Genomic DNA, 12,182 nt, shown 5'->3' with positions numbered 1-12,182 from the left:
TCCGGGGGCGGAGGTGGCCGAGGGAGGCGTCGGGGGGACGCTGAAAGGGAGAGCGCGCCGGAACGCAGCCGGAGGGAGCGGCGCCGGCGCGCGGACCGCCGCGCCCGGAGGCGCGGCGGCGGACGCGATCAGCGGAACAGGGTCATCACGTTCTGCGAAGAGCTGTTCGCGATGGACAGGGACTGCACCGCGAGCTGCTGCTGCGTCTGCAGGGCCTTCAGCTTGGTCGACTCCTCTTCCATGTTGGCATCCACGAGGGTGCCGATGGACGAGGTGTTGAGGTCGATCAGGCTCTGGGCGAAGGTCTGCTGCGAGTCGAGCCGGGTCGAGGTGGTGCCGAGCGTGGTGGCGCCGTTCTGCAACTGCTGCATGGTGGCGTCCACGATCTTCACATAGGCCTGGATCTTCGCGAGGTCGGCATCGGTGTTGCCGAGGCCGGACACGTCGAAGTCCGTGATGGCTTCGGTGCCGGCCGTGGCGGTGCCGCCGATGACGTACTTGGTGTCCATGAAGCCCTTGAGGCTACCCGCGGTCGTATCCACGGTGACGGTCGCTCCGGCGGTGACGTTCGCCGCCGTCGCCACGGCCGTGACGGCCTTGTCGAGGGTGGTGGAGGTGCCGGTGGAGGTGCCCGTCGTGGAGGCGTCGTAGACAGTGAACGAGCCGGTGTCGATGGAGGTGGAGCCCACCGTCACGGTCGAGCCGGTACGCGAGAAGGACGACAGCAGGTTCTTGGTGCCGTTGAAGCCCGAGGCGCTGGTATCCACCGACAGCCAGTTGCTGCCGTTCATCACGGTGTTGTCGGCGGTGGTCTTGATTTCGCTGACGTAGGACGAGATTTCCGTCTGCAGCTTGGCCCGGTCGACGTTCGGCGAGAGGGCGGCCGTCAGGTTGTTCTTGATCTTCGCGAGCGAGGCGACCACCGCGTTGACGCCGCTGGAGGCGGCATCCACCGAGTTCTTGTCGAGGCTCATGGCATCCTTCACCGCGCCGAGCGCCCCGTTGTCGGAGGTCAGGGTGGTGGCGATGGACCAGTAGGCCGCGCCGTCATTGGCGGAGTTGATCCGCTTGCCGGTGGAGACGTGGGCGTTGGTGGTGTCGAGGTTGGAGTTGATCGTCCGCAGGGTCTGCAGGGCGACCATGGCGGAGTTGTTGGTGATCAGGCTGGTCATGGGAATGTCCCTCTGTGACTTGGAATGAAGGGGGACATGCCGGGCTCACACCGGCATGGCAGGGCGGCGTCATGCCTTTGGATGGCCGGCCCGTTCGGGGTCCGGCACCCGGCCCTTTCGGAGCCGGTCAACCTGCCATGGAAGAGACGTTAAACGCGCAAGCTTGCGCGAGGCTTGCGCGGGCTGCCGCCCTCAGAAGAACGAGCGGATCAGCCCCCCGACCAACAGGTTCCAGCCGTCGATGAGGATGAAGAACAGGATTTTGAACGGCAGGGAGATGACCGCCGGCGGCATCATCATCATGCCCATGGACATGACCAGCGTCGCGACGATCATGTCGATGATGAGGAAGGGCAACACGATCAGGAAGCCGATCTCGAACCCGCGGCGCAGCTCCGAGATCATGAAGGCGGGAATGAGCACCCGCATGGGTACCTTCTCTTCCCCGGCCTTTTCCGGCGCTGCCGGGGCATTCGCGGCCTCCTCCGCAGGCTTGTCTCGGGAGGCGATGTCGGCGAACAGCTTCAGGTCCTTGCCGCGCACGTGGGTCAGCATGAAGTCGCGGAACGGGTCTGCGATGCGCTGAAGCGCCTCTTCCTCGCCCATTCGGTTCTCGGTGAGGGGCTTCACCCCGTCCTGCCAGGCGCGGTCGAAGGTCGGCCCCATCACGTAGAAGGTCATGAACAGGGAGAGCGAGACCAGCACGAGGTTGGCCGGCGTGGAGGGCAGGCCAAGGCCCGAGCGCAGGAAGGAAAAGGCGATCACGAAGCGGGTGAAGCTCGTGACCATGATGAGCAGCCCCGGCGCCACCGACAGCACGGTGAGCAGGGCCACCATCTGGATGACCCGCCCGGCGGTGCTGCCGCCGCCTTCGGGCAGGAGCTGTTCCAGCGCAGGCATCTGCGATGCCGCCTGCGCTATGCCCTGGGCCGCGCCCTGCGCAAAGGCCGGCCCGGCGGAGAGGAGCAATGTCGCGAGGAGCGCCGACACGAGTGCCGGATGGCGCGCGGGCGCCCTCACTGCACCACCAGCGTGGAGAGGATCAGTTCGTCCACCTTGCCGTCGGAGCGGGCGCGGGCCCGCTCGTTGAGGTCCTCGCGCAGGTGCTGGAGCGCGCTCGGGCCTTCGAGCTGGCTCAGCGCCAGGGTGCGCATGTAGGCCATGATGTCCTCGCGCAGCTCGGCGGCGGTCACGTCCGGGTTCACCAGCGCGCCGTTCTTGAACACGATGGCCGCCTCCACGCGGATGAAGGTGGAGGAGGGCGCGGCGAGGTTCACCACCACCGGCTTCAAGTCCTTCAGGGCCAGGTCGCCGGAATGGCGCAGCGGCGGCGCCGGCTTCTTCTCCGGCTCGGTCGCCACTTTCTTCGTCACCGCCTGCTCCACGGTGCCGGCGAGCTGGAGGCCGAGCCCCGCCCCGGCGGCGAGCGCCAGCAGCGTGACGATGAGAAGGGGCATGAGGAGCCCCGGCTTCTTCTCCGGCGCTCCGTTCGGGGCGAGGGCTTTGGCGGGGGCTGCGGTCGCCATCACGTCACCAGGGCGTCACGACGTCATAGATGCGCTGGCCCCAGGCGGGCTGCTGCACGTCCGTGAGCCGGCCGCGTCCGCCATAGGAAATGCGGGCTTCGGCGATCTTGTCGTAGGGAATGATGTTGGTGGACGATACGTCCAGCGGGTTCACGATGCCGGCGATGGTCAGCTCGCGCACCTCGTAATTGACGAGGATCTCCTGTGAGCCGCGGATGACGAAATTGCCGTCCGGCAGGATCTCCGTCACCACCACGGCGACCGAGAGGCGCAGCTTCTCGGACCGATCGATATTGCCCTTGCCCTTGGTCTTGGTATCGCCGTTGATGTCGAGATTGCCGGAGCCAGCGCCCGCGGTCGTGCCCTTGCCGAAGCCGGAGAGGGTGAGCGCCGCGTCGAAGCCGAGATTGCTCTTGGATTCGCGCGAGCGGTCGGTCGCGTTGTCGAACTGGGCCTTATCGTCGATGGCGATGGCGACGCGGATCACGTCGCCCACCTTGGCGGCGCGCAGGTCGCGATACATGCTCGATGAGCGGTTGAGATCCCAGGTGGAGCGGAAGGTGGTCTTGGGCGGCTGCTGGAAGGTCATGGGCAGCGGCTCGCGCTTCGCGGTGTCGAGCCCGTAGCCCACGGGGGTCAGGGTCGGCCCGGTGGCGAGGTTGTCATAGCTCGTCTTGCAGCCGGCGACGGCGAGGCACGTAATCGCTGCGAGGGCGGCGCGAAGGGGAAGCATGGTGCGCATCAGCCCGGCCGCCCGGTGGTGCGGGGGGCGTCGGGGCGGCCTTCCTGCGCCCGGCGGGCCATGCCCACCATGGTGGAGGTGAGGCGCGCGGCGCGGGCCGGCTCGCTCTCGTTGAGGATGGCGCTGGCGACGCGGGGGGAGAGCCTGGCCAGCACGGCGGCCGCCATGTCCTCGTTCATGGCCGCGAGCTGGGCGGCGGCGGCGTCCGGGCGCATCTGCGAGACCACCGCGATGAGGCTTTCGTCGGCCTTCTTCAGGAAGGCCTCGCGGCGCGCCAGCCAGTCCTGGTATTCGGCGCGCTTGGCTTCCAGCTGGGCGAGGCGGGCCTCGATCTCCTTCTCCATGGCGGCGAGCGCGGCCTGCTGGCGGGTAAAGCGGGCGTCGGCGGCGGCATCGGCAATGTTGCGGCAGTAGAGGGCCGCATTCTCGCCGGCCGCGGCATCGGGCGCCGGGGCGGCGGGTTCGGCGCGGCCATCAGCCGGGAGCATCAGGACGGTGCCGCAGAGCGCGGCGAGCGCCAGCGCGGTGCCGCTTCTGGCCCGGGCGGCCCTGCGGCGGCGGGCTGTGACGACGAGGATGCGAAGTCGCGTGCAGGTCACGCGCCGGAGCGCGGCAACGCCCACGAGCAGCGAGCACGAGACCGAGACGATCGCATAGATGATTGCGGCGTCGATGAGGACCGTCGAGACGGACATGGAACCTCCTCCTCCCCGAGGGGCAGCGCCGGGCGGGGGCACGGGCGCCTTGGATGGTTCCGGTCTAGGCGGAGAGACTTGCGCGACGCTTGCGGGCGAGAGGGCCCGTCACTGGAACACCAGCTCGGCCTGCAGCGCGCCGGAGGTCTTCACCGCCTGGAGGATGGAGATGATGTCCGACGGCTTCAGCCCGAAGCGGTTGAGGCCGTTCACCAGCTGCTGGAGGTTGGTGCCGCGGACGATGCCGATGGGGCCGCCGCTTTCGTCGGCCTGGATATTGGTGCGCGGCACCACCACCGTCTCGCCGAAGGTGTAGGGCTCGGGCTGGGACACCTCTGGCGCCTCGGTCACCTGCACCGTGAGATTGCCCTGGGTGACGGCGAAGGTGGAGACCTGCACGTTGCGGCCGATGACCACCGTTCCCGTGCGCTGGTCAACCACCACCTTGGCGGGCGTGTCCGGCGTGATGCGCAGTTCGCCGATTTCCGCGATGAAGCGGGCGGTGCCGGAATGGGGCGGGCGCTGCACCACCACTGTGCGCAGGTCGCGCTCGCGGGCGAGGCGCTTGCCATAGCGGGCCTGGGTATAGGCGTTGATCACGTCGGCCATCAGCGCAGCGGTGCGGAAATCCGGATTGGTGAGGTCGATGAGGATTTCCGGCAGTTCGGAGAGCTGGCCGGGGATCTGCCGTTCCACCAATGCGCCGTTCGCGATGCGCCCGGCGGTGGGCACACCCTGGCTCAGCGTCTCCGCCTGCCCGGTGATCTGGATGCCGGAGACGATCTGCCCCTGCGCCACCGCATAGGTCACGCCGTCCGCGCCGTTGAGCGGGGTCACCAGCAGCGTGCCGCCGCGCAGCGACGTCGCATCGCCGAGCGAAGCGATGGTCACGTCGATGCGGGTGCCGAGGCCGGCGAAGGCAGGCAGGTTCGCCGTCACCGCCACCGCCGCCACGTTCTTGGCGCGCAGCGACAGGCCCTGCACGTTGATGCCCATGCGGTCGAGCATGGATTGCATGGCCTGCTCGGTGAAGGGCGAGTTGCGCAGGGTGTCGCCGGTGCCTTGCAGGCCGATGATGAGGCCGTAGCCGACGAGCTGGTTGTCGCGCACGCCCTGGATGGAGGAGATGTCCTTGATGCGCGTCGTCGACTGGGCGGCCGCAGGGCTCGCGAGGGCCAGAAGGGCGGCGAGCGCCGTGGCGATCAGGCGGATCATCGGGTCTTCACCCACACGGTGCCGTCGCCCGCCACTTCGCCGACGATGATCTGGCCGGAATCCATGTTCTTGAGCCGGATGGTTGCGCCGGCCGCGCCGGAATCGAGAGGCATGCCATAGCCGGAGATGGCGAGCCCGCCGTCCTTCAGCTGGATGCGGGTAGCGACGCCCTTGGTGACGAGGGTCACCTCCGTGAGGGCGTTGAGCGGCACCGGCTGGCCGGCGGCTATCACCCGCCGCGCCGCCTTGCCCACAACGGCGGAGGACTGAAGCGCGATGCCGCCGCGGTCAAGCACGGCATCGGACACCTCGCGCTGGGACAACATGCCGGCGGAAATGACATCGCCCGGATAGAGGGTGACGGCGGCGACCGGAATGCGCGCGGTCGGCGCGGCCTCGGCCGGCGGGCGCACCGGGGCGGCGCGCGGCGCATCGACCTCTTCGCGACCGGCGGCGGCCTGCTGGGCAAGGGAGGAAATGCTCTGCGCCATCGCAGGGGCGGCCACGGCGCAGAGCATGGTCCAGATTCCGGCAGCGATGCCGGCCCGCAACCATGCCCTCCTACGGGCGGGCCGCCGCTGCGGATGAGTCATTTCCGCTGCCCCGTTCACCGGATGCCCTTGGAGACCACGCCGGCCATGTCGTCGGCGGCCTGGATCACCTTGGAGTTCATCTCATAGGCCCGCTGGGCCTGGATGAGCTGGGTGATTTCCTTGATGGGATCGACGTTGGAGCCTTCCAGATACCCCTGCACCACGGCGCCGAAGCCGGTGGTGCCGGCGACGCCCGTCACCGGCTGGCCGGAGGCGGAGGTCTCGCGATAGAGGTTGTCGCCCAGCGGCTCGAGGCCGGAATCGTTGGCGAAGGTGGCCAGCGTCAGCTGGCCCACCAGCGTCGGCGCGGACTGGTTCGCGATCTGCGCATAGACTTGGCCCGACTCGTTGATGACGATGCTGCTCGCATCCTGCGGCAGGGTCAGCGCGGGGTTCAGGGCATAGCCGTCGGCGGTCACGAGCTGGCCGGTCGGGCCCTTGTTGAACGAGCCGGCGCGGGTATAGAGCGTGTCGCCCGAGGGGCTGGTGATCTGAAACCAGCCGCGCCCGTTGAGCGCGAGGTCGAGCGGGTTTCCGGTCTGCGCCAGCGGCCCCTGCAGATGAAGATTGCGGATGCCGATGGTGCGCACGCCGAGGCCGACGAGGGCACCCTCCGGCACCGGCTCGGCGCCATCCTGGTTCGGCACGCCCTGGGCGCGTTCGGCCTGATAGAGCAGATCCGTGAACTCGGCGCGGGCGCGCTTGAAGCCGGTGGTGTTGATGTTCGCGATGTTGTTCGCGATCACCTCCACATTGGTCTGCTGGGCCGACATGCCGGTCGCGGCGATGGCCAAAGCTCTCATGTCACTCTCCTCAGATGGCCATCCGGCTGATTTCCTGATAGGCGGCGACCACCTTGTCGCGCACGGCGATGGCGGTCTGGAGCGTCTGCTCGGCCGACATGACCGCCTCCACCACCTGCTGCACCGACACCTTGCCGTGGATGCCGGAAATGGCGCTCGCCTCGGCCGTCTTCACCTGGTCCACGGCGTCCGACGACATGCGGGCGAGCATGGTGGAGAAATCGGAAATGCTGCCCGCGCTCTGGGTGGCGCTCGCCGCCTCTGTGGCACGGGCGGCGGTGGTGGCGCTGATGGCGGAGGTGCGGCTCAGCGCATTGAGGGAAACGGCGTCGATCATCACGGCGTCCTCAACAGATCGATGGTCATGGCGACCATGGAGCGTGCCTGCTTGATCATCTGCAGGTTGGCCTGGTAGCTGCGGCCGGCCTCGCGGAGATCCGCCATCTCGGAGAGCGGGTTGACGTTCGGCACCTTCACCCGGCCATCGGCGTCGGCGGCGGGGTTGCCGGGGTCGAACTCGATGGAAAAGGCGCTGCGGTCCACGCTCGTCGCCTTCACCGTCACCCGCGACGCGCCCAGCGCGCGGTCCGGCTCCTGCGCGAACTGAACCGTCTTGCGGCGATAGGGATCGGCGCCGGGCGACGTACCGGTGGAACGCGCATTGGCGATGTTCTCGGCGACGATGCGCATGCGCTGGGTCTGCGCCGCGAGGCCGCTCGATGCGATGCCGGTGATGGTCTTGAAGGGATCGCCGATCATGACTTCACGCTCGCGAGGATCATGCGGTGGAAGGAGCGGACGATGGAGGTGTTGAGCGAATAGGCGCGGTTCACCTCGTCGGCCTTCAGCATCTCCTGCTCAAGGCTCACGCTGTTGCCGGAATGGGAGGTGTCCCAGCCCTCGCGCGCGGCGGTCTTGGTGGCGCCGATCCCGCCAGCGGCGAGGTCCATGTGGCTGCCGGAGGTGCGGGCGAGGGAGAGCCGCGTGCGATCGAGGATCGCGCTGAACGGCTCGGTATCCACCGCCTTGTAGCCGGGGGTATTGGCATTCGCGATGTTTCCCGCGATGGCCGTCTGCCGCACCGTCGCCCACTGGGCGTGCCGCGAGGCGAGATTGAACAGGAACAGGGGCTCCATGGCACATTCCCCAGATGGCTCGCGCGCCTTCGGAAGGGGCGAGGGATGACCGTTTCCTAGCGCGCGAAACTTGCCCGAGGCTGGCCGGGCGGTGATCGTCCCCGAACCCGGTCTTCACGCGCCAAGGCGCACCTGGTCCAGTGTCGCCGTGAGGTGTTCGAGGAGGGCATCGGGCGCGGGCTCGTCGCCGTGGTAGAGGATGCTGTCCATCTCCACGCCCACGGCGCCCGCATCGAAGATGATGCGGAAGTAGAGCGAGCAGTCGTCGCAGCCGAGTTCCATGTCCATGGAGACGGTGGGGGCGACGCCCCAGTCGGCCTGGATCACCGCCTGCCCGCCATAGCGCAGCGCGCCCGGCTTCAGGGAGCGCTCGGCGCAGGAGGCGACGATGTCGTCGATGATGTTGGTCTGCCCGGCATGGATATAGGCCATGAGCAGCCCGGCATTGGTGAAGAACAGTTCGGTCATCACCTCGCGCAGCGCGCCGGCCAGCGCCCGCTCGCAGGCAAGCCGCTCCATCTTCGGCCGGGCGGCGAGACGCTGGAGGCGGAGGAATTCATTTCGCGCCATGGCCCGGCCTCGCATAGATGTAGTGCAGGATCTTCGCCACCGGCCGGTAGAAGTCCTGCGGAATCCACTGGTCCACCTCCACCGCCGCGAACAGGGCGCGGGCGAGCGGACGGTCCTCGATCACCGGCACGCCGTGGCGCTCCGCGATCTCGCGGATCTTGAGGGCGATGAGGTCCACGCCCTTGGCCACCACCAGCGGCGCGCCGCCGGTCTGCCGATCGTATTGCAGGGCGACGGCATAGTGCGTCGGGTTGGCGATCACCACGGTGGCCTTGGGCACGGCGTTCATCATGCGCTGGCGCGCCCGCTCGCGGGCGACGGCGCGGATGCGTGCCTTCACCATGGGGTCGCCCTCGGCCTGCTTGAACTCGTCCTTCACCTCCTGCTTCGTCATGCGCAGGTTGGTCTTCCAGCTGACCCGCGACCACACGATGTCGGCGGCCACCAGCCCGATGGTGACGACGCACACCGTGGCGACCAGCCGCATGGCGAGGGCGAGGAGCACGCTCGGCAGGCGCAGGGGATCGGTGAACATGGCGTTCACCACCTCGTGCTCCTGCGCATAGAGCACCAGCGCCGCGACGATGCCGATGGCGAAGAGCTTGAACAGCGCCTTGCCGAACTCGATGTGGCCCTGCGTGCCGAAGATGCGCTTGAAGCCGGCCGAGGGCGACACCCGCGACCATTGCGGCCGGATGCGTTCGGCCACCAGCGCCGGCACATTCTGGAAGCCCGAAGCCACAAGCCCGGCCAGCATCAGCACGATCACCATGGGCATCAGGAAGCGCCCCGCCCCGGCCAGCGCCCCCCAAAGGATCGAGACCGCGTCATTGCCCGTGGAGATGGGAAAGCCAGCGGGATCGTCGATGAGGCGGGAGAGGTCGGCGGTCAGCAGCCGCACCGGGGCGGTGACGAAGAAGGCGAGGATGGCGAGGATGCCGAGGAGCGAGGCGAACAGCGCCGCCTCCCGCGAGAAAGGCACGTTGCCCTTCTCCACGGCGTCGGAAATCTTCTTCTCGCTCGCCTCTTCTGTCTTGCTCTCCTTGTCCTGTTCCTCAGACATGGCGCCCCCACTGCGGGGGGCGGCTCAGGAGGTGGCGGTCAGCGCACATAGGCATCCTCCTCCGTGCCGGAGGAGATCTCGATCTCGCCGCGGCCGGCCATGTCGAGGGCGAGGTCGGTGACGGTGCGGCGCGCCTCCATCACGTCCTTGGCCGGGGCCGGCTCGCTGCCCGCCATCTCCTGCTCCACCATGCGGCGCACGCGGGCACCGAGCGACTGGAGGATGATCTCGCGGAACTCGGGATCGGTGCCCTTCAGCGCCAGCACCAATTTGTCGGTGGGCACCTGGTCGAACAGCGCGGTGCGGGCGCGCGGCGTCAGCTTCACGATGTCGTCGAAGGTGAAGAGCAGGCCCTTCAGGATCTCGGCGGACTTCGGCCGCGTCGAGGCGAGGCTCGCGAGCACCGTCTCCATGGCGTCGCGGTCCATCTTGTTGATGATGTCGGCCATGCGCGCGTGCGGGTCGGCGCCGGCATTGCGCGAGAAGTTCATCATGAAGTCCTCGTGCACCGTGCGCTCGATGACCTGCATGGTGGCGTCCACGATGGGCTTGAAGGTGAGCATCCGCCGCATGATGCCGTTGCGCTTCTCCTCCGGGATGAAGCTCAGCACCTTGGCGGCGCAGGCGGGCCTGACCTTGGAGAGCATCAGCGCGGCGGTCTGCGGGTGCTCCTTGGCGACGTAGGTGGCGAGCACGTTCTCGTTGACGGTGGAGATGCGGTCCCAGATCGACTGGTTCGCCGCACCCATGATGTCGTTCATGATGTCGGCGATCTGCTCGGGCGGCAGGACGCCCTGAAGCAGCCGCTCCACGTCGGCGACCGTGCCGACGAGGTTCGCCCCGCCGGCGAAATTGCTGGCGAAGTCCTCGACCAGGCTCTCGATCTGCGCGGTGCTGACCGGCTTCAGCGATGCGATGGAGCGGGTGATGAGGCGGATCTCGTCCGGCTCGAAATGCTTCATCACCCGGTTGGCCGCGGGCGTGCCCATGGCCATCAGCAGGGCCGCCACGCGGTCGATGCCCTGGAGGGGGCGCGGTTTCGCCGCGCTCGCAGCCGGCATGGCCGCCTCAGCCGGCGTCGGCGTCGTTGGGGCCGACGATCTCGGTCAGGGAGACGCCGAAGCGGGAATTGTCGTCCTCCACCACCATCACCTCGCCGCGGGCGATGACGCGGCCGTTCACCACCACGTCCACCGGCTCGCCCACCCGGTGGTCAAGGGGCACGACGGTGCCGCGATTGAGCTTCAACAGGCTTGAAACGGGCATGCTGGCCGAGCCGAGTACCACCTGCAGCAGCACTGGGATGCGCTTGACGGTCTCAAGCCCCGCGCCGGAGCCGAGCGTCTCGCCGGCCTTGGACAGAAGGGCTTCCTCCAGCGCGCTGGACGGGGTCATGGTTTCGATGTCGGGAGCGGACATGGCTTTGATCCGGAAGTGCGAGGGCGGTCAGCGGTCGTGCAGCTCGGGCGCCAGGGACGCGCGGGACTGGCGCGCGTCGATCTCGGCGAGGAGGGCATGGGCGGTGTCGATGCGGCCGGCGAGCAGCACCAGAACCTCGCGGCCGTCGCGGCCGAAGGTGTCGAGCGCGTCACGGGCGCAGATGAGGGCCGAGGAGGCCTCCGCCAGCGCCTTGCCGTAGTCGGCATTCAGCCGGTCCACCGCCTTGAGCCGGCGGTTGAGCAGGGCGACAGAAGCGGTCGTGACGACCAGCGCGGCGAGGAGGATGAGATCAGCGGGGAAGGATGTCATCGATGAAGTCCTGATGCTGGTTGATCTGCTCGTCGAGGCGCACCACGTAGCCGCCGTCCGACTGGCCGAGATGGCACCAGAAGAGCGGCTGGGCGGCGCTCTCCAGCTTCACCCGGCTCGCGGGCGTGGCGTCGAGCTTGAGGATCTGGCCGACCTTGAGAGCGGCGATGTCGCCGAGCGTCACCTCGTGCTCGTCCAGCACGGCGCGCAACTCCACCTCGGTGCGGTTGACCTCGTCGCGGATCTTCTGCGCCCATTTCGGGTCGCGCCCGCCGGTCTCGGCCTGGCTGGTGCTGGCGAGCGCGCGGCGCAGCGGCGTGAGGGCGGACTGCGGAATGGTGACGAACATCTCGCCGCCGCGGTTCAGCGCCTGCAAAAGGAATTTCGCGGTCACTGCCAGATTGTTGCGCCGGCCGATCACGGCGAAATCCATGCGGGTTTCCTGCCGCTCGAACTGGAAGGTGGTGTCGCTGACGAGGGCGAAAGCGGATTTCAGCGCCTTCGTCATCTGCTCGAACAGGAGCTGCGCCACGCGCCCCTCGATGTTGGAGAAGGAGCGCTCGTCCTCCACCGGCGGCTCGGACCCGTCGGCGCCGAACAGCACCTCGATCATGGTGAAGATGAAATCACGGTCGAAGCCGACGATGAGCTGGCTGTCCCACGAGGGGGCATTGAAGATGCCGGCGATGGCCATGCCCTCATAGGCTTCCAGCACATCGCCGATGCGCCCGCTCTCGACGCTGGAGAGCGAGTAATAGGCCTGCGAGGCGGCCACCTGCCGGAGCCCGTCGGCGCAGAATGTGGCCATGCGGTCGAACAGCACGTGCAGCATGGGGAGCCGGTCCAGCGAGAGGCCGGCGGCATCCAGCAGCATGTCGCGGATGTCGTGGTGCTTGGAGGCGGATTTGGGTGCCATGG

At 68.2% G+C, this 12,182-nt stretch carries 17 protein-coding genes; all 17 read right to left on the bottom strand.

Annotated elements, in window-relative coordinates; translation table 11 throughout:
- Positions 1-128: 128 nt before the first annotated feature.
- On the bottom strand, positions 129-1,172 hold the full coding sequence (locus tag FHT36_RS23425; RefSeq protein WP_169124867.1) for a flagellin: 1,044 nt from the start codon (positions 1,170-1,172) through the stop codon (positions 129-131).
- A 192-nt stretch (positions 1,173-1,364) separates the two neighbouring features.
- Entirely contained in the window at positions 1,365-2,072 is a 708-nt protein-coding gene (gene fliP / locus FHT36_RS23420) for a flagellar type III secretion system pore protein FliP (protein WP_169124866.1), read from the bottom strand.
- Between the two features lie 116 nt (positions 2,073-2,188).
- Complete coding sequence (locus tag FHT36_RS23415; protein ID WP_169124865.1) at positions 2,189-2,698, bottom strand: flagellar basal body-associated FliL family protein; 510 nt, start codon at positions 2,696-2,698, stop codon at positions 2,189-2,191.
- 4 nt (positions 2,699-2,702) lie between these two features.
- Positions 2,703-3,440 carry a flagellar basal body L-ring protein FlgH gene (locus FHT36_RS23410; protein WP_169124864.1) on the bottom strand — a complete coding sequence of 246 codons (738 nt, stop codon included), beginning with the start codon at positions 3,438-3,440 and terminating at the stop codon, positions 2,703-2,705.
- Complete coding sequence (locus FHT36_RS23405) at positions 3,440-4,135, bottom strand: MotE family protein (RefSeq protein ID WP_246702406.1); 696 nt, start codon at positions 4,133-4,135, stop codon at positions 3,440-3,442. The genes FHT36_RS23410 and FHT36_RS23405 overlap by 1 nt, the downstream gene beginning before the upstream one ends.
- A 108-nt stretch (positions 4,136-4,243) precedes the next feature.
- Entirely contained in the window at positions 4,244-5,350 is a 1,107-nt protein-coding gene (flgI, locus tag FHT36_RS23400; RefSeq protein ID WP_169124863.1) for a flagellar basal body P-ring protein FlgI, read from the bottom strand.
- The gene (gene flgA, locus FHT36_RS23395) at positions 5,347-5,868 is read right to left on the bottom strand and encodes a flagellar basal body P-ring formation chaperone FlgA (RefSeq protein WP_169124862.1); all 522 of its coding nucleotides are present in this window, start codon (positions 5,866-5,868) and stop codon (positions 5,347-5,349) included. Before flgA ends, flgI begins: the two co-directional genes overlap by 4 nt.
- An 89-nt stretch (positions 5,869-5,957) precedes the next feature.
- Complete coding sequence (gene flgG, locus FHT36_RS23390; protein ID WP_169124861.1) at positions 5,958-6,746, bottom strand: flagellar basal-body rod protein FlgG; 789 nt, start codon at positions 6,744-6,746, stop codon at positions 5,958-5,960.
- A 10-nt stretch (positions 6,747-6,756) separates the two neighbouring features.
- Complete coding sequence (locus tag FHT36_RS23385) at positions 6,757-7,083, bottom strand: flagellar hook-basal body complex protein FliE (protein ID WP_169124860.1); 327 nt, start codon at positions 7,081-7,083, stop codon at positions 6,757-6,759.
- The gene (flgC, locus tag FHT36_RS23380) at positions 7,083-7,505 is read right to left on the bottom strand and encodes a flagellar basal body rod protein FlgC (RefSeq protein WP_169124859.1); all 423 of its coding nucleotides are present in this window, start codon (positions 7,503-7,505) and stop codon (positions 7,083-7,085) included. Before flgC ends, FHT36_RS23385 begins: the two co-directional genes overlap by 1 nt.
- Positions 7,502-7,882, bottom strand: a complete 381-nt coding sequence (flgB, locus tag FHT36_RS23375) for a flagellar basal body rod protein FlgB (RefSeq protein ID WP_169124858.1) — start codon at positions 7,880-7,882, stop codon at positions 7,502-7,504. Before flgB ends, flgC begins: the two co-directional genes overlap by 4 nt.
- A gap of 114 nt (positions 7,883-7,996) precedes the next feature.
- On the bottom strand, positions 7,997-8,452 hold the full coding sequence (locus tag FHT36_RS23370) for a hypothetical protein (protein WP_169124857.1): 456 nt from the start codon (positions 8,450-8,452) through the stop codon (positions 7,997-7,999).
- Positions 8,439-9,515 carry a flagellar biosynthesis protein FlhB gene (flhB, locus tag FHT36_RS23365; protein ID WP_169124856.1) on the bottom strand — a complete coding sequence of 359 codons (1,077 nt, stop codon included), beginning with the start codon at positions 9,513-9,515 and terminating at the stop codon, positions 8,439-8,441. The genes FHT36_RS23370 and flhB overlap by 14 nt, the downstream gene beginning before the upstream one ends.
- A gap of 38 nt (positions 9,516-9,553) precedes the next feature.
- On the bottom strand, positions 9,554-10,576 hold the full coding sequence (locus FHT36_RS23360; protein ID WP_169124855.1) for a flagellar motor switch protein FliG: 1,023 nt from the start codon (positions 10,574-10,576) through the stop codon (positions 9,554-9,556).
- 7 nt (positions 10,577-10,583) lie between these two features.
- Positions 10,584-10,910, bottom strand: a complete 327-nt coding sequence (gene fliN / locus FHT36_RS23355; RefSeq protein ID WP_371745101.1) for a flagellar motor switch protein FliN — start codon at positions 10,908-10,910, stop codon at positions 10,584-10,586.
- A gap of 51 nt (positions 10,911-10,961) precedes the next feature.
- Positions 10,962-11,264 (bottom strand): hypothetical protein, encoded by a 303-nt coding sequence (locus FHT36_RS23350; protein WP_169124853.1) that lies wholly within the window; start codon positions 11,262-11,264, stop codon positions 10,962-10,964.
- Positions 11,245-12,180, bottom strand: a complete 936-nt coding sequence (locus FHT36_RS23345; RefSeq protein WP_169124852.1) for a flagellar motor switch protein FliM — start codon at positions 12,178-12,180, stop codon at positions 11,245-11,247. Before FHT36_RS23345 ends, FHT36_RS23350 begins: the two co-directional genes overlap by 20 nt.
- Positions 12,181-12,182 lie beyond the last annotated feature (2 nt).

Source organism: Xanthobacter sp. SG618 (assembly GCF_012932745.1).
Classification (GTDB): Bacteria; Pseudomonadota; Alphaproteobacteria; order Rhizobiales; family Xanthobacteraceae; genus Xanthobacter; species Xanthobacter flavus.
This window is presented reverse-complemented; position numbering and strand designations above follow the sequence as displayed.